This is a genomic window from Kitasatospora purpeofusca (assembly GCF_000718025.1).
GTDB lineage: Bacteria > Actinomycetota > Actinomycetes > Streptomycetales > Streptomycetaceae > Kitasatospora > Kitasatospora purpeofusca.
In genome coordinates this window covers 1-21,172 of sequence record NZ_JODS01000030.1, presented here as the reverse complement: position 1 = coordinate 21,172, position 21,172 = coordinate 1, and the positions used below count along the sequence as shown (strand labels likewise).

The following is a 21,172-nucleotide window of genomic DNA, read 5'->3' as shown; positions in this document are numbered from 1 at the left end:
CATCCTTGCGCATCGGCGCCCGGGAGGGGGCCGGACCTCACTCCTTCGGGGCCTCCGGCTCCTCGGCGAAGTCGACCTTCTTGAACTGGCGGTTCATCGACTTGGCCAGGAACCAGGTGGCCACGCCGAGGGCGGCGAAGACGACGAAGCCCAGCAGGCCGGGGGTGACCTTGGCGTCGTCGACGGCGAGCTCGGCGGCGAGGTGGGTGAGGTTCACGGGGGCACTCATATCTCTATGGTGGCCCGGCTCACGGGGAGCCGGGCCGTCGGGGGGTGCTTCAGTCCCGCGTGTCGGCCGACTCGGCCGTCAGGCTGGGGGTACGCAGACCGGCGAACAGGTCGTCCTCCGGCAGGTCCACGTCGACCAGGGTACGGGCGAGCTCGTAGTCCTCGGTGGGCCACACCTCGCGCTGGACCTCCAGCGGGACGCGGAACCACGGGCCGTCCGGGTCGATCTGGGTGGCGTGCGCGATCAGCGCGCGGTCCCGGGTCTCGAACCAGTCGTCGCAGCGGACCCGGGTGGTGATCTCGCGCTCCTTGCGGCCGCTCTTCTCCCAGCCGGCGATCCACTCGCCGTAGGGCGACTCGTGGCCGTTCTCGCTGAGGTACTTGTGCAGGGCGCGGATCCGGCCCATCGGGAAGCCGTGGTTGTAGTAGAGCTTCAGCGGCTGCCAGGGCTCGCCGGCCTCGGGGTAGGCGTCGGGGTCCCCGGCGGCGTCGAAGGCCGCCATGGTGATCTTGTGGGTCATGATGTGGTCGGGGTGCGGGTAGCCGCCGTTCTCGTCGTAGGTCGTGATGACCTGCGGCTTGAACTCCCGGATCAGGCGGACCAGGGGTTCGGCCGCCTCCTTGACGTCCTGGAGGCCGAAGCAGCCCTCGGGCAGCGGGGGCAGCGGGTCGCCCTCGGGCAGGCCCGAGTCCACGAAGCCCAGCCATGCCTGCTTGACCCCGAGGATCGCGCGGGCCTCGTCCATCTCCTTGCGCCGTACCTCGTGGATGTTCTCCTCGATCTCCGGCTTGCCCTGCAGCTTCGGGTTGAGGACCGAACCGCGTTCCCCCCCGGTGCAGGTGGCCACCAGCACGTCCACCCCCTGGTCGACGTACATGGCCATGGTCGCCGCGCCCTTGCTGGACTCGTCGTCCGGGTGTGCGTGCACCGCCATCAGTCGCAACTGCTCACTCAACGCGTGCGTTCCTTCCACAAAGTCCGGGCGTCCGGCGCTATCCGGTCTGCCCACCGTCCGAGCCGCTCTCGGGGCCGCGTCACGCGGGAGCGGCCGCCGCGCACGGCGCGACACGGCCGAGCCCCGCCCCCGCCGGACCGGCCGCGGGCGTGCCCCTCCTATAGTGACGGACTGGAGGAGCCCCGCATTCCCCCGCACCACCCGCGCGGCCTCCTCCTCACGAGAGGACTGAGCCCCATGAGTGCTGGCACCCGGACCCCGCGGCTCCCCGAGGGGCGCTACGGGCGGCGCGGCGACCGCGAGACCGACCGCCGGCTCAAGGTGATCGGCGCGGTCTGCGGGGTGCTGCTGCTGGGCCTGATCGCCTGGCTGGGCGGCTCGTACCTGATCCGGGAGACCCGGATCAACGGCACCGTGCCGACCTTCCAGGCGGTCTCGGACAGCGAGCTCCAGCTGCACCTGGCGGTGCGCAAGACCGAGGGCACGGCCGGCAGCTGCACCGTCCGCTCGCAGGGCGAGGACGGCGCGGTGGTCGGCGTCGCCGACTTCCCCGTTCCCGCGTCGGGCACCGGCTACGACGCGGTGGTCAGTCTGCGGACCACCGCCCGGGGCACCACGGCCGAGCTGCTGGGCTGTACGCCCGCCTAGCCCTCCGGGTGACGGAACGCGCCGGGGGCAAGGCCGACCCGCCCGGGATTCCGGTCCCGCCCGCCCCGGGAATCCGGTGGCGGCCGGCCCGGTGGTCGGCGCATATTCGTCCGGACGGGCGGGCATCCGTAGGGGAGTCCCGCCCACCGGTCCTGTACACCCCGGCGCAACGCCACCGTCAATGACGCGCCAACGACCCTCCCGATTGTCGGCAGGAGTTGTTAGGCTCGTGGTTTCGCCCCTTCCGCACCAGCTGGTACGGGAGCGGGCGTTGCTTTGTAGTTAAGACCGTTATCAGCATCCACCTACGCGCTGACGACTCACACCCTCAGCACAGCCCCAGCACCTACGAGGAGCACCCGTGACCCAGACCAGCGAGAACGTGACCTGGCTCACTCAGTCCGGCTACGACCAGCTCAAGGCCGAACTGGATCACCTGACCGGCCCGTGGCGGATCGAGATCGCGCAGAAGATCGAGGCCGCGCGTGAGGAGGGTGACCTCAAGGAGAACGCCGGCTACCACGCGGCCAAGGAGGAGCAGGGCAAGTACGAGCTGCGGATCCGCCAGCTCACCCAGCTCCTGGAGCGCGCCAAGGTCGGCGAGGCCCCGGCCGACTCGGGCGTGGTGGCGCCGGGCATGGTCGTCACGGTCGCCTTCGACGGCGACGTGGACGACACCATGAAGTTCCTGCTGGGCTCGCGCGAGGTGGCCGGCGACGACGACCTGGAGATCTACTCGCCGCAGTCCCCGCTGGGCCGCGCCATCGACGCCAAGACCATCGGCGACGAGGCCACGTACGAGCTGCCGAACGGCAAGCGGGCCATGGTCAAGATCATCGAGGTCAAGCCCTACACCGGCTGATCCTCGCTCCGCCGGACCGGCGGACGGGCGAAAAGGGCGACCGTGGCACCTGCCACGGCCGCCCTTCGCGCATCCGTACCGGGCCCGGCCCGCGCTCGGCCCGCGCCCCGCTCAGCCCGCGGCCGAGCGGTACTTGCGCACCGAGAGCCAGGAGAACACCGCGATGATCGCCAGCGACCAGAGCACCGACATCAGCTCCGCGTGCTGCATCGGCCAGACGTCGTCCACCGGCCCGACCTGGTTGCCGAAGAGGTTGCGGCAGGCCTGCACGGTGGCGCTGAACGGGTTCCAGTAGGCGATCCCCTGCAGCCAGCCCGGCATCGAGCTGACCGGCACGAAGGCGTTGGAGATGAAGGTCAGCGGGAACAGCCAGATCAGCCCGGCCGAGGTGGCCGCCTCCGGACTGCGCACCGAGAGGCCGATCAGCGCCCCGATCCAGGAGAACGCGTAGCCGAGCAGGAGCAGCAGCCCGAACGCGCCCAGCGCGGACCAGAACCCGTGGTGGATCCGCCAGCCGACCAGCAGCGCGACCACCGCGAGCACCACCAGGGTGAAGGCGGTCTGGCAGAGGTCGGCCAGGGTGCGGCCGACCAGCACCGACGAGCGGGTCATCGGCAGCGAGCGGAACCGGTCCACCAGCCCCTTGGACATGTCCTCGGCGATGCCGGCCGAGGCCCCGGCCACCGCGAAGGTGACGGTCTGGGCGAAGATGCCGGCCATCAGGAACTGGATGTACGTCGAGGAGCTGGACTCCGTCCCGGGGATCTGGATCGCGCCGCCCATGACGTACGAGAACAGCAGCACGAACATCACCGGCTGCATCAGCCCGAACACCACGATCTCGGGGATCCGGGTCATCCGGCGCAGGTTCCGCTTGGCGACCACCCAGGAGTCGTGCAGTACGGCGGCCACGCCCCGGCGCTGCTTGGGCACCGCCCCGCCGATGGCGTGCTCGGTGGCACTGGTCATGTCACCGCTCCTTCCCGGCCGGGACGGCCCGCTCGTCCGTGCCGGAATCGCCGGAGCGGCCCTTGCCGCCGCCCTCCTCCTGGTCGGCCTCGGTGTGGTGGCCGGTGAGCGAGAGGAAGACGTCGTCCAGGGTCGGCCGGCGCAGGCCGATGTCGTCGATCTCGATCGAACGGGCGTCCAGCTCGCGGATCACGTCCGCGAGCACCCGGGCGCCGCCGCTGACCGGGACGGTGATCCGGCGGGTGTTCTTCTCCAGCGCCGGCTCGCCCAGCGCGTAGCCGGACAGCGCGGCCACCGCCTCGGCGACCAGGTCGGCCCGGTGCACCACGACCTCGATCCGCTCGCCGCCGATCTGCGCCTTGAGCTGGTCGGCGGTGCCGCGGGCGATCACCCGGCCGTGGTCGACCACGGCGATGTCGTGGGCGAGGCGGTCGGCCTCCTCCAGGTACTGGGTGGTGAGCAGCAACGTGGTGCCCTGCTCGACGAGGGTCTCGATGACCTCCCACAGGGCGAGCCGGTTGCGGGGGTCGAGACCGGTGGTGGGCTCGTCCAGGAACATCACCGGCGGCCGGACCACCAGGGCGGCGGCCAGGTCGAGGCGCCGGCGCATACCGCCGGAGTAGGTCTTGGCGATGCGGTCCTTGGCCTCGGTGAGGTTGAACCACTCCAGCAGTTCGAGCGCCCTGGCCTTCGCCGCGCGGACCGGCATCTGGTAGAGCTCGCCGACCATCTGGAGGTTCTCGAAGCCGGTGAGGTACTCGTCGACCGCGGCGTACTGGCCGGAGAGGCCGATCAGGCTGCGGACCCGGTTCGGGTGCTTGAGGACGTCGACGCCGGCCACCGTGGCACGGCCGGAGTCGGGCTGGAGCAGGGTGGTGAGGACGCGCACGGTGGTGGTCTTGCCGGCGCCGTTCGGGCCGAGCAGCCCGAGCACCGTGCCCTCGGGGACGTCGAGGCTGACGCCGTCCAGGGCTCGTACGTCGCCGAAGGTCTTCACCAGGTTCTCGGCTTGGATGGCTGGCGCCATGGGCCTGCCTCATCTCCTCGGGGAGGGACGGAAGGGCGGGGACGACTGCGCGGGACAACATGTGGTCTGTCCCACTCTGCCCCCATTCCCGGTGGGCCAGCGACTCCGGAGCCCCCCGGCCCCGTGCAGAGGCCCCTGCGCGGTCCCCGTACTCCCCGTTCGGCGATCCCTACGCGGAGACCACGAACCCCGCGTCCCGCAGCTCGCCGAGCACCGCCGCGCAGTGCTCCGGCCCCTTGGTCTCCAGGTGCAGGTCCACCTCCACCTCGGTCAGCCCCAGCCGGGGATCGACCCGCACGTGCGCCACGTCCAGCACATTGGCGTCGACCCGGGTCAGCACCGCGAGCAGCCCCGCCAGCGCGCCCGGGCGGTCCGCCAGCCGCACCCGCAGCGAGAGGTACCGGCCGGCGGCCGCCAGGCCGTGCCGCAGCACCCGCTGCATCAGCTGCGGATCGATGTTGCCGCCGGAGAGCACCGCCACCACCGGCCCCTCGAAGGAGTCCGGCTGCTCCAGCAGCGCCGCGATCGGCGCCGCCCCGGCCGGCTCCACCACCAGCTTCAACCGCTCGAGGCCGAGCAGCAGGGCCCGGGACAGCGAGTCCTCCGACACCGTGCGGACCCCGTCCGCCAAGGTGTTGACGAGCTCGAACGGCACGTCCCCGGGCCGTCCCACCATGATCCCGTCGGCCATGGTGGCGAACCGCTCCAGCGACACCGGACGCCCCGCCGCCAGCGAGGGCGGGTAGGCGGCGGCGCCCGCCGCCTGCACCCCCACCACCCGGACGTCCGGCCGCAGCGGTTTGACCGCCGCCGCGATCCCGGCCAGCAGTCCGCCGCCGCCCACCCCGACCAGCACGGTCCGCACCTCGGGGCACTGCTCCAGGATCTCCAGCCCGACCGTGGCCTGCCCGATCACGATGTCCCGGTGGTCGAACGGGTGGATGAACACCGACCCGCTCGCCTCCGCGTACCGCTGGGCGGCCTGCAGCGCCTCGTCCACGGTCGTCCCGTGCAGCCGCACCTCGGCGCCGTACTCCCGGGTCGCCGCGACCTTGGGCAGCGGCGCGGCCAGCGGCATGAAGACGGTGGAGCGCACCCCGAGCAGCGAGGCCGCCAGCGCCACCCCCTGGGCGTGGTTGCCGGCGCTGGCCGCCACCACGCCGCCCGCCCGCTGCACCGGCGAGAGGCCCGCGATCCGGACGTACGCCCCGCGCAGTTTGAACGAGCCGGTGCGCTGGAGGTTCTCGCACTTCAGGTGGACCGGAGCGCCGACCAGCGCGGAGAGGTGGCGGCTGCCCTCCATCGGCGTCGTCCGGGCCACCCCGGCGAGCATCTTCTGGGCGCCGCGGACATCGTCGAGGGTGATCGGCCAGCTGTGCATGACAGCAGCCTAGGTGCCTCCGGTGCCCCGCCCGGGGACGTCGGCCCTGTTCCCGGGCCCGCCCGGCCCGCGTACGCTGCTGCTTCTGAGCCTCTCTCACCGCATGATGATCGTGAGCCGCGATGACGACGACCTCGCCCCTGGCCTCCGACCTCACCGACCCCGTGCACACGCAACTCCAGTACCAGCTGGCGGTGTTCGCCCGCAGAATGGAACAGGTCCGCGGATCCGACGGAGTGGCCGCCCTGGTCCGGGCCGCCTACCTGCTGCTGGAGCGGCTGGAGCGCCTCGGCCCCGCCAACGTCAAGGCCCTGGCCGACGCGCTGGGGGTGGACTCCTCCACCGTCACCCGGCAGGTCGCCCCGCTGGTCGCGGCCGGCCTGGTCGGCCGGGTGCAGGACCCGGCCGACCGGCGTGCCGTCCGGCTCGCCCTGACCCCGCTCGGCGCCGATCGGCTGGCCGAAGTCCGGGCGGGGCGGACGGAGTTGACGCGTCAGCTGGTCGCCGACTGGCCGCCCGAGGAGCAGCAGGTGTTCTGCGCCCTGCTGGCCCGCTTCAACCACTCGATGGAGTCGTACTCGGCGGGCCGGCAGGGCGCCTGAGAAGCGGAGGGCGCTACTTGCCCAGCGCCTGCTGGAGGTCGGCCAGCAGGTCGTCGATCGACTCGATGCCGACGGAGACCCGCACCAGGTCGGCCGGGACCTCCAGCGCCGAACCGGCCACCGAGGCGTGGGTCATCCGGCCCGGGTGCTCGATCAGCGACTCCACGCCGCCCAGCGACTCGCCGAGGGTGAACAGCTCGGCCCGGTTGCAGACCTCGACCGCCGCCTCCTCGCCGCCGTTCACCCGGAACGACACCATGCCGCCGAAGGCCTTCATCTGCTTGGCGGCGATGTCGTGGCCGGGGTGCTCGGGCAGGCCCGGGTACAGCACCTGGCTGACCTTGGGGTGGCCGGCCAGCAGCTCGGCGACCTTCTCGGCGTTCGAGCTGTGCCGGTCCATCCGGACGCCCAGGGTCTTGATGCCGCGCAGCACCAGCCAGGCGTCGAACGGGCCGGAGACCGCGCCCATCGCGTTCTGGTGGTAGGCGACCTCCTCGGCCAGCCCGGCCTCGGCGATCACCAGGGCGCCGCCGACCACGTCGGAGTGGCCGCCCATGTACTTGGTGGTCGAGTGCACGACCACGTCGGCGCCCAGCGCGATCGGCTGCTGCAGGTACGGGCTGGCGAAGGTGTTGTCGACGACCAGCAGCGCGCCGGCGCCGTGCGCGATCTCGGCCAGCGCGGCCAGGTCGGTGATGCCCAGCAGCGGGTTGGACGGGGTCTCCACCCAGACCGCGCGGGTGTTGGGGCGCAGGGCCTCGCGGACCGTGGACAGGTCCTGGGTGTTGGCCACGGAGAACTCGACGCCCCAGCGGGTCAGCACCTTGGCGAAGAGCCGGAAGGTGCCGCCGTAGGCGTCGTTGGGGATCACGATGTGGTCGCCCGGCTTGAGGATCGTGCGCAGGAGCGTGTCCTCGGCCGCCAGGCCGGAGGCGAAGGCGAGGCCGCGGGAGCCGCCCTCCAGCGCCGCGAGGCACTCCTCCAGCGCGGTGCGGGTCGGGTTGGCGCTGCGGCTGTACTCGTAGCCGCCCCGCAGGCCGCCCACCCCGTCCTGCTTGTAGGTGGACACCTGGTAGATCGGCGTGACGACGGCCCCGGTCTGGGGGTCTGCTTCCTGACCCGCGTGGATGGCGAGGGTCTCGAAGCCCTGGGGAAGCTGGTGCTCGGTCATGCTCCGAGCGTAGTCGGCGAACGCCGGGCCGCCGCCCGGAAGGCGTCCGGAAGGCTCCCGGCCGCCGGGGACTGTCCGGAATCACCGGGCGGGCGACGGCGTTGGAACGTCCGCAACCCCTGTCGAACCGTTGGAGCAGGCCGTGCTGTTCAATCGCCACAAGACCTCGCTCGTCCCCGCCGACCAGGCTCTGCCCGGCCGGGCGGCCCCCGACTTCACGCCGGCCGAGCCGCACACCGTCCTCGGCCACCCGCTGACCGGCCCGTATCCCGACGGGTTCGAGGTCGCGGACTTCGGTCTCGGCTGCTTCTGGGGCGCCGAGCGGACGTTCTGGCGGCTGCCCGGCGTCTGGACGACGCTGGTCGGCTACCAGGGCGGCCACACCCCGAACCCGACGTACGAGGAGGTGTGCAGCGGCCTGACCGGGCACACCGAGGCGGTGCGGGTGGTCTTCGACCCGGCGGTGATCTCCTACGAGCGGCTGCTGAAGACCTTCTGGGAGGCGCACGACCCGACCCAGGGCAACCGCCAGGGCAACGACGTGGGCACCCAGTACCGCTCCGCGGTCTACACCCACTCCCCCGCCCAGGCGGCCAGCGCGACCGCGACCCGGGACGCCTTCCAGCCGGCGCTGACGGCGCTCGGCCTCGGCCCGATCACCACCGAGATCGCCCCGGCCGGCCCGTTCTTCCCGGCCGAGCCGTACCACCAGCAGTACCTGTCGGACGCCAAGAACCCGAACGGCTACTGCGGTCTGGGCGGCACCGGCGCCAGCTGCCCGATCGGCGTGGCCAGGACGGGCGCCCAGGGCTGAGCCGCCGGGGGTTCCGCCCCGCGCCCGGCGGGCGCAGACTGGAGGGACCAGGAGGGCGGCCGCACCACCCGCCCCGGTGGCGCGGCCGCTCCTGTCCCTTGGAGACCCGAGGAGCACCCCATGGCCGTTCTCATCCGCAGGAACTTCGACACCGATCCCGAGGAGGTCCGCCCGTTCGAGGCGGACACCGGCGAGCTGCGCCTGGTCCACCTGGACGCCGGGGGCGTCGGGCGGGCGGTGTTCCGGCCCGGCTGGCAGTGGTCCCGGCACGTCAAGCCGATCGCGAAGACGGACAGCTGCCAGGCCGCGCACGTCGGCTACATGATCTCGGGGCGGCTGAAGATCGTCATGGACGACGGCGAGGAGAGCGAGTTCGGCCCCGGCGACTTCATGGTCTGCCCGCCCGGCCACGACGCCTGGGTGGTCGGCGACGAGCCGGCGGTCGTCCTGGACTGGCAGGGCTACGGGGACTACGCCAAGCGCTCGTGAGCCCCCGGTCGGCGGCCCCCCGCACGTGCGCGGTCAACCCCGCCGGACCTCGTGCATGAAGCACCCGAACTCCACCGCCCGGACGTGCACCACGGCCACCTCCGGGTCGGCCAGCAGTACCGCCGCGCCCGCCTCGGCGGCCTCCGGTTGCACCACGACGCCGCCGAGGATGTGCCCGCGCCGGTCGTAGGCGCGCAGCACCCGCTGCCCGCCGTGGAAGCCCTCCGGCCAGCCCTCCCCGGTCGCCGGGCCCTCGCACGGGCCGTCGTGCACGAACACCGGGCCGAGTTCCTCGTACGGGCCGGGCTCGGCCCCGGTCTCGGCGGCCCAGCGCCGCAGCGGCGCGTAGCTCAGCAGGGCGATCCGCTCCCCGGCCCCGGCCCGGGCCAGGCAGCAGCGCAGCGGGGCGCCGCCGGTCTCGTCGACCGAGCGGACCGGCGGGCGGCCGGCGTCGTCGCGCACCAGCAGGGAGCGGTGCACGGCCCGGTCGATGGCCCGGACGGTCAGGACGGACGGGGCGGGCGGAGCGGGAGGAGTGGTGGTCGTCATGCCCCCACCCTCCCGCCGCCGCCCCCGGGAGTCCGGCGGTTTTCGGCCCTCGCGTTCGACCGCGGGTCCGTCGGCTCCGTCCGCAGTCCGCAGCCCGCCGTCCGCCGTCCGCTCCCGGCCGTCAGCCGTCAGCCCGCGGCCGGTGCGCCCGCGGCGGCCCAAGGGTCGGACCGGCGCGGGGCGATCAGGTCCGCGAGCCGCGTCCCGTCGGCGGCCCAGGCCGCGACGGAGGGGGAGGCGTCGGGCCCGTTCGGCCCCGAGGAGGAGCGGGCGGCGCCCGGAACCACCGCGTAGTAGGCGGTCCAGCCGTTCATCTCCGTGGTGGCGACCAGGTCGGCGACCACCTGGACTCCGTTGAGCTCGACCAGGATCCGGGCCGGCGTCGGGCCCAGGTACAGGCCGGTCACCACGGTCCGCTCGCCGTCCCCGAGGCTCTGCGCGCCGATGGTGGGCCGGCTGTGGTCGAGGTTGTCGCTGGTGGCGTCGCGGCAGCCGAACGGCTGCTCCCACGTGCCGGTGGCCTGCTCCCACTTCTCGACGCAGGACTGCGTCGCGGTGACGCTCATCCGGTAGCCGTCGGCGATCGTGAGCTGCTTGCCGGGCTCCACCAGCCGGACCGGCGAGTCCGGCTGCGCCCCCGCCCCCGTGGCGACCGGCACCGCCGACGCGGGGGCCGCGCCGGGCAGCACCGCGGCCGTCGTCGTGACCGCCGCCCCCGCCGCGCCCGCCGCGCCGCCGGCCGGCCGGGGGTCGCCGAGGGTCAGCGCCGTCCCCCCGCAGACCAGGGCGACCGCCAGCGCGGCGGCCCCGGTGCCGACCCGCCGCCGGGCCCGCCGGCGCCGCGCCCCGGCGATGACCGCCGCCGGGTCGGGTCGCCCCGCCCCCCAGGCGGTGTCCTCCCTGGTCAGCAGCTCGCCGAGCCGGTCCTCGAATTCCGTGCCGCCGTTCATACCGCCACCTCGATGTCGCTCGGGTCGTGGCCCGCCGGACCGCCGGTGCGGTCGGCGAGCTCGGGCCGTGCGCGCAGCTTCGACAGCGCCCGGTGCAGCGTGGACTTGACCGTCCCGGGCGCGATGCCCAGTTCGGCAGCGGTCTCGGCCTCACTCAGGTCCCCGTAGTACCGCAGGACCACGACCGCCCGCTCGCGCCGGGTGAGGGCGGCCAGCGCCTGGCGCAGCAGGGCCCGCTGGGCCTGCTGCTCGGCGAAGTCCGCCGGCACCGGCCGGTCGGGGGCGTGGTCGGTGGGCAGCTCGCGGTTGCGCGGCCGCCGCCACCAGTCGCGGTGCTGGTTGACGACGATCCGGCGCACGTAGGCGGCCGGGTCGTCCGCGTTCGCGGTGATCCTGGGCCAGTGCAGGTAGGCGCGTTCCAGCGCCGACTGCACGATGTCACCGGCCCGGTGCGGATCACCGGTCAGCAGCTCGGCCAGCCTGATCAGCCGTGGCCCGATGCCGACCACGAACGCGCTGAACTCGGCGTCCAGGCGCTCCCTCTGCTCGCGTTTCACACCCCCCTGACTCCTCGGGGGGCGGGTGGGGTTCTGTCCTCGCGACCGGGAATTCGCGCGGTGCGACCTCCCGCGGCCCCCGCGGGCCTCGGGGGCGTCAGACCGCGCTGCCGGCCTTCCAGTCGGCCCAGGCCATGTTCCAGCCGTTGAGGCCGTTGGACGGGACGACGGTCTTGTCCCCGGAGTTGGTGACCTCGACCACGTCGCCGATCATCGAGCTCTTGAAGAACTTGTAGCCGTCCGCGTTGGCGTCCTCGCCGCCCTTGACGTCGCGCAGGCCGACGCAGCCGTGGCTGGTGTTCTGGCTGCCGAAGGTCGACGCGGGGGACCAGTAGTTGCCGTGGATGAAGGTGCCGGAGGTGGAGAGTCGCTGGGCGTGCGGCACGTCCGGGATGTCGTACTCGCTGCCGAGGCCGACGGTCTGCGAGTTCATCCGGGTCTGCTGGTACTGCTCGGTGATCACCATCTTGCCGCCCCAGGTGCGGAACTCGGGCGAGCCGCCGGAGATCGCGTAGACGGCGCTGACCTGGCCGTCGGTGGTGACGGTGAGCTTCTTGGTGGCGAGGTCGGCGACGCTGGTCTGGGCCCGGCCGACGGTGAAGCGGACGTCCTTGGACTGGGTGCCGTAGACGCCCTTGGCGCCCTGGACGTCCTTGAGCCGGAGCTTGACGGTCACCTTGGTGCCCTTGGCCCAGTACTGCTGCGGGCGGAAGTCGAGGCGGGTGCTGGAGAACCAGTGCCCGACGATCTCGACGCCCGGCTCGGCCACCACGGTGATGGCCTGCTGGACGGCCTTGCGGTCGGTGACCGGCTTGCTGAAGTTGATCGAGACCGGCATGCCGACGCCGACCACCGAGCCGTCCTCGGGGGTGAAGTAGCCCACGAAGGTGTTGGCCGGCGTCGCGGTGGTGAAGACCGCGTTGGCGTCGGCCTCCAGCTTGTCCTTGTCGACGGCGGCGGCGGTCACGGTGTACTTGGTGCCGCTGGCCGGGGAGGCGGCGGAGGTCCAGACGGTGCCGTCGTCGGACAGCGCGCCGGCCAGCGCCTTGCCGGTGGAGTCGGCGACCTTGACCGAGGTGAGGGTGCCGCCGGCGACGGCGACCCGGACCGGGTCGCTGAAGCCGGCCGCCGTGGTGCCGTCGGCCGGGGTGACGGTGATCACCGCGACCGAGGTCTTCGGGGACGGGGTGCTGGTGGCGCTCGCCGTCGGCTGTCCGCTTCCGGAACCGGTGCCGCCGGAGCCGTCGGAACCGCCGGCGCCCGTCGTTCCGGTGCCCGCGCCGTTGTCCGCGCTCTTGGTGTCGTTGCAGGCCGCCAGCAGCAGTACCGGGGCACCGACCAGCCCGGCGAGTACACCGCGTCGGCTCCAGCTGCTCGCGGCCGACCGGCCCTGACCGTCCCGTGCCGTCACGTCGCCCACTCCCTGCTGCTCATCCGGGCATTACGGATACAAAAACGCAATCCGTACGTTCACGGTTCCAACACCAACGGCTTGCGATCGTATGAGAAGACGAAACCAAGTGCCAAATATGGACAAAAAGCCCGACCTGCGGACAGCAGGCCGGGCTTTCGTCGGAAGTGGCGGGCGAGCCCTACTCGGCCGACTCCTCCACCGCGTACTCGTCCCAGTCCCCGTCCTCGGGGTCGAAGTCGGTGTTCGCCGACTCCCAGGTCGCCGAGGCGAGCTCGACACCCGGGACGTCGCCGAGCAGCGCCACCGGGTCGATGAAGTGGGCGAGCGAACCCGCCGGGTCCACCTCGATGGCCTCGACGGACTGCGCGCGCTCCTCGTCGTCGAGGTACTCGTCCGCGGTCACCTGCTCGAGCGCCGCCGCCTTGAGGGCGCCCTCGTCGGTGATCTCGGCGATGAGCTCGATGCTGAGCCGGACGTAGCGCGGGCTGTCCTGGCCGGTCGTGTCAGTGCTGGTCATGCGCCGAGACTACGGGATCCCGCCCGCCGGGAGGCGCCGGTGAACGCCGGGAGGCGCCGGAGAAACGCAGCGGGGCCGGTCCCCCCTTCGAGGAGGGACCGGCCCCACCGCTTCCGCCCGTCTCCCCCACCCGGGAGCCGTGCGGACGCGCCGAGCGGCGCGGGTGTCCGGGAGCCGCCTCACCCTGGCAGCCGGCCGGAGCCGGGCAGGGGCGGGACGACGGCGTCTCCGCGGACAGGGACACCACCGGCCGGGTCAGGACCGACCGTCGTGCCCGGGACGGACCGTGCCGCCGGGGAGCCGCTCCCGGCCGGTCGTTGTCGTCCCGTTCGGCGTCTTGCCGTGTGCACAACCATGCCGCAGTCGTGTTAAGCCCGTGCTGCACGGAGATGACGCCGGTGTACCGGTTCGCCCGGAAACGGAACCGGTGCCCCACGGTTCCTCAGCCACCGGGTCGGGGGCGGCGGCTGACCGCGGCTCGGTGGGCGGCGGGGCTCAGTGGCCGAGGCGGCTGCCGGCCAGGAAGCCGAGCAGGTCCTGGCGGGTGACGATGCCCTGCGGCTTGCCCTCCACCAGCACCACCGCGGCGTCGGCCTTCTCCAGCACCGTCATCAGGTTGGTGACGGTCTCGCCCGAGCCGACCACCGGCAGCGGCTTGGACATCACCCGGTCCAGCGTGTCGGTCAGCTGGATGTCGCCCGCGAAGACGCCCTCCAGCAGCAGCTTCTCCGCCACCGAGCCGATCACCTCGCCGGCCATGATGTCCGGGTGGCCGGCACCCGGCGAGACGACCGGCATCTGCGAGACGCCGTACTCGCGCAGCACCCGTACCGCCTCGGCGACGGTCTCGTTGGGGTGCATGTGGACGAACTGCGGAATGCCCTCGTGCTCGATGGCGTCCTTGCGGGCCAGCACCTCGCCGATGTGCGCCTCGTCGGTGGCGGACGGCAGGAAGCCGTAGTCGGCCATCCAGTCGTCGTTGAAGATCTTCGAGAGGTAGCCCCGGCCGCCGTCCGGCAGCAGCACCACGACGACGTCGTCCGGGCCGAGCCCGCGCGCCACCTCCAGCGCGGCGACGACCGCCATGCCGCAGGAGCCGCCGACCAGCAGGCCCTCCTCCTTGGCCAGGCGGCGGGTCATCTGGAAGGAGTCCTTGTCGGAGACGGCGACGATGCCGTCCGCGACGTCGCGGTCGTAGGCGGTCGGCCAGAAGTCCTCACCGACGCCCTCGACCAGGTACGGCCGGCCGGTGCCGCCCGAGTAGACCGAGCCCTCCGGGTCGGCGCCGATCACCTTGACCTTGCCGCCGGAGACCTCCTTCAGGTAGTTGCCGGTGCCGGAGATGGTGCCGCCGGTGCCGACGCCCGCCACGAAGTGGGTGATCCGGCCCTCGGTCTGCTCCCACAGCTCCGGACCGGTGGAGTGGAAGTGCGAGGCCGGGTTGTCCGGGTTGGAGTACTGGTCCGGCTTCCAGGCGTTCGGGGTCTCCCGGACCAGGCGGTCGGACACGTTGTAGTACGAGTCCGGGTGCTCGGGGGCGACGGCGGTCGGGCAGACGACCACCTCGGCGCCGTACGCGCGCAGGGTGTTGATCTTGTCGGTGGATACCTTGTCCGGACAGACGAAGATGCACTTGTAGCCCTTCTGCTGGGCCACGATCGCCAGACCGACACCGGTGTTGCCGGAGGTCGGCTCCACGATGGTGCCGCCGGGCTTGAGGGCGCCCGAGGCCTCGGCGGCCTCGATCATCCGCATGGCGATGCGGTCCTTCACCGAGCCGCCGGGGTTGAAGTACTCGACCTTGGCGAGCACGGTGGCGCTGATCCCCTCGGCGACCTTGTTCAGCTTGACCAGCGGCGTGTTGCCGACCAGGTCGATGATCGAATTGTGGTACCGCACGGGGGTCCTCCCGGTGTGTGGGCATACGAGTGCTGTCGGTACCGCAAGCGTAGGCCGTACCGGGCGCCCCGGAGAGCCCGTGCGCACCACGAACGGCCCACCCCCGTCGTAGGCCGCGTCCCGGGCGGGTACTAGGGGTGTACACGCATCGGGAACGGCACCCGTCGGGGTGGCACGAGGACGCGAAGGGGGCACGGGGTGCCAGGAACACAGCAGTCGCGGGCCCGGGTGGCCCGGCGGATCGCCACCGCGGCGGCGTACGGCGGCGGCGGGCTGGGGGTACTGGGGGTGGGCCTGGTCGGCCTGCTGCTGACCGAGAGCAAGCTGGCCGTCCAGGCCATCGGCATCCTGGACGGCGACCCGCCGAGGGCCGACGGGGTCTACGGCGAGGCCTTCGCCGATCGCGCGGCCGCGCCGCAGCCGCCGCTGGTGCTGGCCTTCCTGGGCGACTCCACGGCGGCCGGCCTGGGCGTGCTGCGGGCCCGGGAGACCCCGGGGGCGCTGCTCGCCGCGGGCCTCGCCTCGGTCGCCGAGCGCCCGGTCCGGCTGGTGAACGTGGCGTTCTCGGGCGGCCGCTCCGCCGATCTGGCCGGCCAGCTGGAGCAGGCCCTGGCGTGCCGCCCGGACATCGCCGTGATCATGATCGGCGCCAATGACGTGACCCGGCACAGCCCGGCCCAGCTCGCGGTGCGCCAGCTCGGCGAGACGGTCGCCGCGCTGCGCGCCGCCGGCTGCGAGGTGGTGGTCGGCACCTGCCCCGACCTCGGCACCATCAAGCCGGTCCGCCCGCCGCTGCGCTGGGTGGCCCGCCGGGTCAGCCGCCAGCTGGCCGCCGCGCAGACCATCGCGGTGGTGGAGGCGGGCGGCCGGACGGTCTCGCTCGGCTCGCTGCTCGGCCCGGAGTTCGCGGCCCGGCCGGAGATGTTCGCCGCCGACCGCTACCACCCCTCCGCCCAGGGCTACGCGACGGCCGCGATGGCCGTGCTGCCGTCGGTCTGCGCCGCACTGGGCCTCTGGCCGCAGGAGGAGCCGGCCGACGGGCCGGTCCCCGGCGAGGCGGTGCTGCCGGTGGCGGTGGCCGCGGCGGCCGCGGCCGACCGGTCCGGCAGCGAGGTGGCGGCGGTCGGCGGCGCGGACGGCGCGGCCGGGCGCTGGGCGCTGCTGCGGCACCGGCTGCGGGTCGGCCTGCCGGGCTCCTGGGCCACCGGGGCACCGGTCGGCGGGCCGTCCGACGGGGCACCCGGGAGCCCGCCCGAGGGCCTGTCCGGGGGGCTCTCCGGGAGCGCCGGTCCGGCGCCCGGCAACACGTCGGCCAGCTCACACACCGGGGCGGGTGACGACTGAGCTACCAGACGGTAACTTTCCTCCCGGACGCCTGTCCGCCGCCACTCAGCGAGGAGCCCGCCATGCCCGAAGCCGTCATCGTCAGCGCCACCCGTTCGCCGATCGGCCGGGCCTTCAAGGGCTCTCTGAAGGACGTCCGCCCGGACGACCTGACCGCGCACATCATCCAGGCCGCGCTGGCCAAGGTGCCGCAGCTCGACCCGCGCGAGATCGACGACCTGATGCTCGGCTGCGGCCTGCCCGGCGGCGAGCAGGGCCACAACCTGGCCCGCATCGTGGCGGTGCAGATGGGCATGGACTACCTGCCCGGCACCACCATCACCCGCTACTGCTCCTCCTCGCTGCAGACCACCCGGATGGCCCTGCACGCGATCAAGGCCGGCGAGGGCGACGTCTTCCTCTCGGCCGGCGTGGAGACCGTCTCCCGGTCGGTCAACGGCACCTCGGACGGCATGCCCGGCACCATGAACCCGCTGTTCGGCGACGCCCAGGCGCGCACCGCCAAGCGGGCCGAGGAGGGTGGCGGCGAGTGGCACGACCCGCGCGAGGACGGGCTGCTGCCGGACGCCTACATCGCGATGGGCCAGACCGCCGAGAACCTCGCCGCGCTCAAGGGCATCACCCGCGCCGAGCAGGACGAGTTCGGCGTGCGCTCGCAGAACCTCGCCGAGGCGGCGATCAAGGCCGGCTTCTGGGAGCGGGAGATCACCCCGGTCACCACCCCCGACGGCACCGTGGTCTCGACGGACGACGGCCCGCGCGCGGGCGTCACCCTGGAGGGCGTCTCCGGCCTGAAGCCGGTGTTCCGTCCGGACGGCACGGTGACCGCCGGTAACTGCTGCCCGCTGAACGACGGCGCCGCCGCACTGGTGATCATGTCCGACACCAAGGCCCGCGAGCTGGGCATCACCCCGCTCGCCCGGGTGGTCTCCACCGGCGTCAGCGCGCTCTCCCCCGAGATCATGGGCTACGGCCCGGTCGAGGCCTCCAGGCAGGCACTGAAGCGGGCGGGCCTGTCCATCGGCGACATCGACCTGGTCGAGATCAACGAGGCCTTCGCCGCCCAGGTGATCCCGTCCTACCGGGACCTCGGCGTCGACCTGGACCGGCTGAACGTCAACGGCGGCGCGATCGCGGTCGGCCACCCCTTCGGCATGACCGGCGCCCGCATCACCACCACCCTGATCAACTCGCTGCAGTGGCACGACAAGCAGTTCGGTCTGGAGACCATGTGCGTCGGCGGCGGCCAGGGCATGGCGATGGTTCTGGAGCGCCTGAGCTGACCTCGCGCTGTCAACCCCGAAGGGTCCAGACCACCCATTTGGAGTGACACAGCGTAATTGAGGGCCGGATCACACCGCGAGGTCGATCCGGCCCTCTTTTCTTTCGTTTCCGGACCGGAAATCGACGGTGCGGAGCGGATCAACTCCGCTGCGTAGAGCGGTCCTACCTAACAATTTGGGGACAAGAGCGAAAGTCACCGACAAATTGGACATTGGCCACTGCGGTAACAGTGCCGGATGGGGCAGTGTGGAGAGGTAACCCCGTTCCACTCCTCCCTAGGAGTACGTTCCGTGAGCGCCGTCTACACCATCCTGTTGCTGATCCTGATCGCCGTCTCGACCGCCGTGCTGGTCCACCTCCGGGGCGTCTCCCGCCGGTTGGACGCACAGGCCGCGGTCGCCCCGACCGTCGACGAGGCCGCGATACGCCGGGCCGTCGCCGAGGCCCTGGCCGCCGACCGCGAGCGGGAGATCACCGAGGCCCGGGCGTTCTGGGCCGAGCAGGAGGCCCGCGCGGCCGAGGACGCGCCGCTGTTCGACTCCCCGTTCGCCGGTGTCTTCAGCACCACCGACGAGTGGCCGCTCTTCTTCCCCCGCCCCACCGGGCCGAACGAGGCCGCCGACAACGCCGACCACCCGGGCACCATGGACCCGGAGTTCGGCGAGGCCCTGCGCTCGGCGCTGGAGGACCTCATCGGCGACGGCGGCACCGGGACCGGCCCCGAGGGCGGCAGCCCGCTGCGCCCCGCCCACCCGGCCGGCCACCCCGCCGGTGGCCACCCGGCCGGCGAGGGCACCGGCGACGCCCGGGCCCGCCGCGAGGCCGACCTGCTGGCCACCGGGCTGGACGCCGGGCTGCTGGACGCCGAGGCCGCCGTCGAGGAGGCCCCGGCCACCGCGCCCGACCCGCGCCGCCACCCCTCGCACCCCGACTTCGTGCCCAGCCAGACGCCGTCCCGGGAGTGGACCGACACCCGGCTGGCCACGCTGGCCGACGAGGGCACCGCACTGATCGACGTCCGCCCCGGACCGCTCGGCACCCTGGACGTCTACGCCTTCGCCGACGGCACCACGCTCTGCGTGGCCCCGGGCGACCGCGAGGCCGCGTACCGGCTGATCGACGCCGTCCGGGCCGGTGAGAACGTCCGACTGCTCGGCGGCTCCCGGTTCTCCGGCTCCTACTCGCTGACCTTCTCCACCGACGAGGACGCCGTGTACGTGCTCGCCGACCGCGTGGTGGCCAGCATCTGACCCGAGCGCGCCGACGCGGGCGCGCCGACGCCGAGGGCCGGCCGGATCGAGGGGGTTACCGATCCGGCCGGCCCTCGGCGTTCCGCCGTTGCGCCTCGGGGCCCTCAGAGCGCCGCCGAGGCCTCCACCAGCCGCCGCACGGCCATGGCCCGCACCGCCCCGGCCGCCACCGGCGGGCCGTCCGGCAGGGCCACCGCGGCGTCCCCCGGCAGCGCGGCCAGCGCCGCCGCCAGGTCGTGCCCGACCACGGCGAGCTGGTCGCCGACGGCGAACACCCCGACGTCCGGCAGCTCGTGCGCGGGCACGCCGTCCGCCCCGCCGTCGACCCGGACCGCCTCGGCGGCCCGCGCCGCTTCCGCCAGCCAGCGGGCCAGCGCCAGTCCGGCCGCGGCCCGCGAGGGGTGTCCGGGGACGGCGCCGAGCAGCCGGCTCTGCGGCATCGCGCGGAACCGGTCGGCCAGGGCGTCGACGGCCTCGGCCAGGGTCTTCTCATCGGACGTCTCGGACATGCCCGCGAGCATACGGGCCACCGGGAACGAAAGCCGCCGGGCCCCGGAGCGGTCGCTCCGGGGCCCGGCGGCAGTGGTGGTACAGCGGGTCGTACGACCGAGGATCAGTCGTCGCCGCGCAGGATCGCGATCAGCCGCAGCATCTCGATGTAGATCCAGACCAGCGAGAGGGTGAGCCCGAAGGCCGCCCGCCAGGACTCCTTCTGCGGCGCGCCCTGCGCGATGGCCTCCTCGACCGCCGCGAAGTCCAGCGAGAGGAAGAACGCGCCGAGGCCGATGCCGACCAGGCCGACCACGATGCCCAGCGGGCCGCTGCGCAGGCCCATGTCGGCGCCGAACAGCGAGGCGACCAGGTTGATCAGCATCAGCAGCACGAAGCCCATGGCGATCGCGATGCCGATCCGGGTGTAGCGCGGGGTGACCCGGATCCGCCCGGTCTTGTAGGCGATCAGCATCGCCGCGAACACCGCCGCGGTGCCCAGCACCGCCTGGATCGCGATGCCCTCCCAGACGCTGTTGAACACCTTGGTGATCGCACCGAGCGCGAAGCCCTGGAGGCCCGCGTAGAGCAGGATCAGCGGCGGGCTGACGCTCCGCTTGAAGGAGATCACCATGCCGAGCACGAACGCGATCAGCGAGGCGACGCCGGCCAGGCCGAAGTTCCGCTCCGGCAGCGCGACCCAGGCGAGACCGCCGGCCGCGACCAGGGTGAGCAGCGTCATCGCGGTGCGCGCGACCACGTCGTCCAGCGTCATCCGGCCCGTCGCCGCGGGACCGGCGGAGGGCGCGTTGTACATCCCGGCGAGCTGCTCGTCGGTCAGCGGCGCACCGCCCTGGGGCTGCTGGCCGTAGGGGTTGTTGGCGTACGGGTTGTTCCCGTACGGATTGTTGCCGTAGGGGCTGCCTGCGTACTGGCTCCCGGCCGGCGGGGTCTGGGTGGTCCCGAAACCCGCGTAGCCGGACTCGCGGGTGAAGGACCCCTCCCGCGAGAAGACCGGGTTGCTGCTTCTCATTGCTCATTCCCTCCGTGGCGGCACTGCACCGCCCGCAGCACAAGGGTAATGGCTTGGCAAAGGAATCGGCATCCGCCGCGAGAACGATTCGGCCGCTGACGTCCGGCGGGGACGCCGGTCGGCGTCCCCGCGAGTCGGTGCCCAGAGCCGGACTCGAACCGGCACGGCCTTTCGGCCAAGCAGTTTTAAGCTGCCCGTGTCTGCGTTCCACCATCTGGGCTTCTGCGGACCCGGCCCGGCCGGCGGAACGGAGAGCAGCGCTCCGCCCCCGTGCGGGCCACCCCTGAGCCTAGTCGCCCGGCATCCCCTTTCGCATGTTCCGAGGCGGGGAAGTTGTCATGTTTCCTTGCCATCTGACGAACAGTTCGTGATTTGGCCACTCGACCCGCTCGATCCGGCCACCGGCCCTCCGCTCAGGGTCGGTGTCATACCGCAGGAGGAGGGCGCCACCTGGGCGTACGCCCAGCGGTGGTCGGGCCAACCGTCCGGCGGAGCGACGAGAAACCATGATCACCGGAAGGAGCATGGAGGTACGGCCGGACGCCCCTGGAAGGGCCCCGGCCGGCCAGCCTCCGGAGCCGCACGGCCCGGTCCGCCATGCCCGACCCGAGGAGCACCCCGTGAGCACGTCGACCGCAACCGCCGTCCGTACCGGCCGGGCGGCCGCCCGCGCCACCGGCCTGAACAAGGTCTACGGGGAGGGCGAGACCCGCGTGGTCGCCCTCGACAACGTCAGCGT

Annotated in this window: 22 protein-coding genes, 1 tRNA gene and 1 pseudogene; 9 read left to right on the top strand and 15 right to left on the bottom strand. The window is 73.0% G+C overall.

Annotated elements, in window-relative coordinates; all coding sequences use genetic code 11:
- Positions 1–37: 37 nt before the first annotated feature.
- Both IF01_RS44495 and mca read right to left on the bottom strand, forming a co-directional pair.
- On the bottom strand, positions 38–229 hold the full coding sequence (locus IF01_RS44495; protein WP_030307612.1) for a hypothetical protein: 192 nt from the start codon (positions 227–229) through the stop codon (positions 38–40).
- 49 nt (positions 230–278) lie between these two features.
- Complete coding sequence (mca, locus tag IF01_RS0131800) at positions 279–1,184, bottom strand: mycothiol conjugate amidase Mca (RefSeq protein ID WP_051741248.1); 906 nt, start codon at positions 1,182–1,184, stop codon at positions 279–281.
- Between the two features lie 237 nt (positions 1,185–1,421).
- Between mca and IF01_RS0131795 the strand changes: the two genes are divergently transcribed.
- Together IF01_RS0131795 and greA are read left to right on the top strand one after the other, a co-directional pair.
- Positions 1,422–1,832, top strand: coding sequence for a DUF4307 domain-containing protein (locus IF01_RS0131795; protein ID WP_030397060.1), 411 nt, complete (start codon positions 1,422–1,424; stop codon positions 1,830–1,832).
- A gap of 361 nt (positions 1,833–2,193) precedes the next feature.
- Positions 2,194–2,694 (top strand): transcription elongation factor GreA, encoded by a 501-nt coding sequence (greA, locus tag IF01_RS0131790; protein WP_030397059.1) that lies wholly within the window; start codon positions 2,194–2,196, stop codon positions 2,692–2,694.
- Between the two features lie 111 nt (positions 2,695–2,805).
- On the opposite strand, the gene IF01_RS0131785 is transcribed toward greA, so the two are convergent.
- The 3 genes from IF01_RS0131785 to ilvA all read right to left on the bottom strand — a co-directional run bounded on the left by IF01_RS0131785 (position 2,806) and on the right by ilvA (position 6,071).
- A complete protein-coding gene (locus IF01_RS0131785; protein ID WP_030397058.1) occupies positions 2,806–3,663 on the bottom strand; it encodes an ABC transporter permease in 858 nt (285 codons plus the stop codon).
- Between the two features lies 1 nt (position 3,664).
- Positions 3,665–4,690 carry a daunorubicin resistance protein DrrA family ABC transporter ATP-binding protein gene (locus IF01_RS0131780; protein WP_030397057.1) on the bottom strand — a complete coding sequence of 342 codons (1,026 nt, stop codon included), beginning with the start codon at positions 4,688–4,690 and terminating at the stop codon, positions 3,665–3,667.
- Positions 4,691–4,859: 169 nt separating this feature from the next.
- Positions 4,860–6,071 carry a threonine ammonia-lyase gene (ilvA, locus tag IF01_RS0131775; RefSeq protein ID WP_030397056.1) on the bottom strand — a complete coding sequence of 404 codons (1,212 nt, stop codon included), beginning with the start codon at positions 6,069–6,071 and terminating at the stop codon, positions 4,860–4,862.
- 122 nt (positions 6,072–6,193) lie between these two features.
- On the opposite strand from ilvA, the gene IF01_RS0131770 reads away from it, so the two are divergent.
- Positions 6,194–6,673, top strand: a complete 480-nt coding sequence (locus IF01_RS0131770; protein WP_030397055.1) for a MarR family winged helix-turn-helix transcriptional regulator — start codon at positions 6,194–6,196, stop codon at positions 6,671–6,673.
- Between the two features lie 13 nt (positions 6,674–6,686).
- On the opposite strand, the gene IF01_RS0131765 is transcribed toward IF01_RS0131770, so the two are convergent.
- Complete coding sequence (locus IF01_RS0131765; protein WP_030397054.1) at positions 6,687–7,844, bottom strand: cystathionine gamma-synthase; 1,158 nt, start codon at positions 7,842–7,844, stop codon at positions 6,687–6,689.
- A gap of 142 nt (positions 7,845–7,986) precedes the next feature.
- Here IF01_RS0131765 and msrA point away from each other — a divergent pair, with 142 nt between their 5' ends.
- Positions 7,987–8,658, top strand: coding sequence for a peptide-methionine (S)-S-oxide reductase MsrA (gene msrA, locus IF01_RS0131760; protein WP_030397053.1), 672 nt, complete (start codon positions 7,987–7,989; stop codon positions 8,656–8,658).
- Positions 8,659–8,778: 120 nt separating this feature from the next.
- Entirely contained in the window at positions 8,779–9,147 is a 369-nt protein-coding gene (locus IF01_RS0131755) for a cupin domain-containing protein (protein WP_030397052.1), read from the top strand.
- Between the two features lie 33 nt (positions 9,148–9,180).
- Here the strand turns inward: IF01_RS0131755 and IF01_RS0131750 are convergent, their stop codons facing one another.
- The 6 genes from IF01_RS0131750 to IF01_RS0131725 form a co-directional block, all read right to left on the bottom strand.
- Complete coding sequence (locus tag IF01_RS0131750; protein WP_030397051.1) at positions 9,181–9,696, bottom strand: DUF1203 domain-containing protein; 516 nt, start codon at positions 9,694–9,696, stop codon at positions 9,181–9,183.
- A 128-nt stretch (positions 9,697–9,824) separates the two neighbouring features.
- Positions 9,825–10,646, bottom strand: a complete 822-nt coding sequence (locus IF01_RS0131745; protein WP_030397050.1) for a hypothetical protein — start codon at positions 10,644–10,646, stop codon at positions 9,825–9,827.
- Positions 10,643–11,203, bottom strand: coding sequence for a SigE family RNA polymerase sigma factor (locus tag IF01_RS0131740; RefSeq protein WP_063764344.1), 561 nt, complete (start codon positions 11,201–11,203; stop codon positions 10,643–10,645). The genes IF01_RS0131745 and IF01_RS0131740 overlap by 4 nt, the downstream gene beginning before the upstream one ends.
- 97 nt (positions 11,204–11,300) lie before the next feature.
- Entirely contained in the window at positions 11,301–12,623 is a 1,323-nt protein-coding gene (locus tag IF01_RS0131735; RefSeq protein WP_030397048.1) for a L,D-transpeptidase, read from the bottom strand.
- Between the two features lie 172 nt (positions 12,624–12,795).
- Positions 12,796–13,134, bottom strand: a complete 339-nt coding sequence (locus IF01_RS0131730) for a hypothetical protein (protein WP_030397047.1) — start codon at positions 13,132–13,134, stop codon at positions 12,796–12,798.
- Between the two features lie 495 nt (positions 13,135–13,629).
- Positions 13,630–15,033, bottom strand: coding sequence for a cystathionine beta-synthase (locus IF01_RS0131725; protein WP_030397046.1), 1,404 nt, complete (start codon positions 15,031–15,033; stop codon positions 13,630–13,632).
- A gap of 198 nt (positions 15,034–15,231) precedes the next feature.
- Between IF01_RS0131725 and IF01_RS0131720 the strand changes: the two genes are divergently transcribed.
- The 3 genes from IF01_RS0131720 to IF01_RS0131710 all read left to right on the top strand — a co-directional run bounded on the left by IF01_RS0131720 (position 15,232) and on the right by IF01_RS0131710 (position 18,911).
- Complete coding sequence (locus tag IF01_RS0131720; RefSeq protein WP_078880486.1) at positions 15,232–16,377, top strand: SGNH/GDSL hydrolase family protein; 1,146 nt, start codon at positions 15,232–15,234, stop codon at positions 16,375–16,377.
- Between the two features lie 62 nt (positions 16,378–16,439).
- Positions 16,440–17,660 carry an acetyl-CoA C-acetyltransferase gene (locus IF01_RS0131715; RefSeq protein WP_030397044.1) on the top strand — a complete coding sequence of 407 codons (1,221 nt, stop codon included), beginning with the start codon at positions 16,440–16,442 and terminating at the stop codon, positions 17,658–17,660.
- A 291-nt stretch (positions 17,661–17,951) separates the two neighbouring features.
- Positions 17,952–18,911, top strand: coding sequence for a hypothetical protein (locus tag IF01_RS0131710; protein WP_051756603.1), 960 nt, complete (start codon positions 17,952–17,954; stop codon positions 18,909–18,911).
- Positions 18,912–19,015: 104 nt separating this feature from the next.
- Here the strand turns inward: IF01_RS0131710 and IF01_RS42605 are convergent, their stop codons facing one another.
- The 3 genes from IF01_RS42605 to IF01_RS0131695 form a co-directional block, all read right to left on the bottom strand.
- The gene (locus tag IF01_RS42605; RefSeq protein ID WP_063764348.1) at positions 19,016–19,420 is read right to left on the bottom strand and encodes a hypothetical protein; all 405 of its coding nucleotides are present in this window, start codon (positions 19,418–19,420) and stop codon (positions 19,016–19,018) included.
- A gap of 104 nt (positions 19,421–19,524) precedes the next feature.
- Positions 19,525–20,433 carry a Bax inhibitor-1/YccA family protein gene (locus tag IF01_RS0131700; RefSeq protein ID WP_030397041.1) on the bottom strand — a complete coding sequence of 303 codons (909 nt, stop codon included), beginning with the start codon at positions 20,431–20,433 and terminating at the stop codon, positions 19,525–19,527.
- A gap of 138 nt (positions 20,434–20,571) precedes the next feature.
- Positions 20,572–20,653: transfer RNA gene (locus tag IF01_RS0131695), tRNA-Leu, on the bottom strand.
- A gap of 304 nt (positions 20,654–20,957) precedes the next feature.
- Here IF01_RS0131695 and IF01_RS51615 point away from each other — a divergent pair.
- Positions 20,958–21,172, top strand: a pseudogene (locus tag IF01_RS51615) (hypothetical protein); the annotation flags it as partial.

What these genes read in the sequence shown, in the direction of transcription:
- IF01_RS0131795 (WP_030397060.1), top strand. Translation starts at nt 1,422, where the DNA reads ATGAGTGCTGGCACCCGGACCCCGCGGCTCCCCGAGGGGCGCTACGGG.
- IF01_RS0131715 (WP_030397044.1), top strand. Translation starts at nt 16,440, where the DNA reads ATGCCCGAAGCCGTCATCGTCAGCGCCACCCGTTCGCCGATCGGCCGG.
- IF01_RS0131750 (WP_030397051.1), bottom strand. Translation starts at nt 9,696, where the DNA reads ATGACGACCACCACTCCTCCCGCTCCGCCCGCCCCGTCCGTCCTGACC.
- ilvA (WP_030397056.1), bottom strand. Translation starts at nt 6,071, where the DNA reads ATGCACAGCTGGCCGATCACCCTCGACGATGTCCGCGGCGCCCAGAAG.
- IF01_RS0131730 (WP_030397047.1), bottom strand. Translation starts at nt 13,134, where the DNA reads ATGACCAGCACTGACACGACCGGCCAGGACAGCCCGCGCTACGTCCGG.
- IF01_RS0131770 (WP_030397055.1), top strand. Translation starts at nt 6,194, where the DNA reads ATGACGACGACCTCGCCCCTGGCCTCCGACCTCACCGACCCCGTGCAC.
- IF01_RS42605 (WP_063764348.1), bottom strand. Translation starts at nt 19,420, where the DNA reads ATGTCCGAGACGTCCGATGAGAAGACCCTGGCCGAGGCCGTCGACGCC.
- IF01_RS0131745 (WP_030397050.1), bottom strand. Translation starts at nt 10,646, where the DNA reads ATGAACGGCGGCACGGAATTCGAGGACCGGCTCGGCGAGCTGCTGACC.
- IF01_RS0131785 (WP_030397058.1), bottom strand. Translation starts at nt 3,663, where the DNA reads ATGACCAGTGCCACCGAGCACGCCATCGGCGGGGCGGTGCCCAAGCAG.
- IF01_RS0131700 (WP_030397041.1), bottom strand. Translation starts at nt 20,433, where the DNA reads ATGAGAAGCAGCAACCCGGTCTTCTCGCGGGAGGGGTCCTTCACCCGC.
- IF01_RS0131780 (WP_030397057.1), bottom strand. Translation starts at nt 4,690, where the DNA reads ATGGCGCCAGCCATCCAAGCCGAGAACCTGGTGAAGACCTTCGGCGAC.
- IF01_RS0131755 (WP_030397052.1), top strand. Translation starts at nt 8,779, where the DNA reads ATGGCCGTTCTCATCCGCAGGAACTTCGACACCGATCCCGAGGAGGTC.
- IF01_RS0131765 (WP_030397054.1), bottom strand. Translation starts at nt 7,844, where the DNA reads ATGACCGAGCACCAGCTTCCCCAGGGCTTCGAGACCCTCGCCATCCAC.
- IF01_RS44495 (WP_030307612.1), bottom strand. Translation starts at nt 229, where the DNA reads ATGAGTGCCCCCGTGAACCTCACCCACCTCGCCGCCGAGCTCGCCGTC.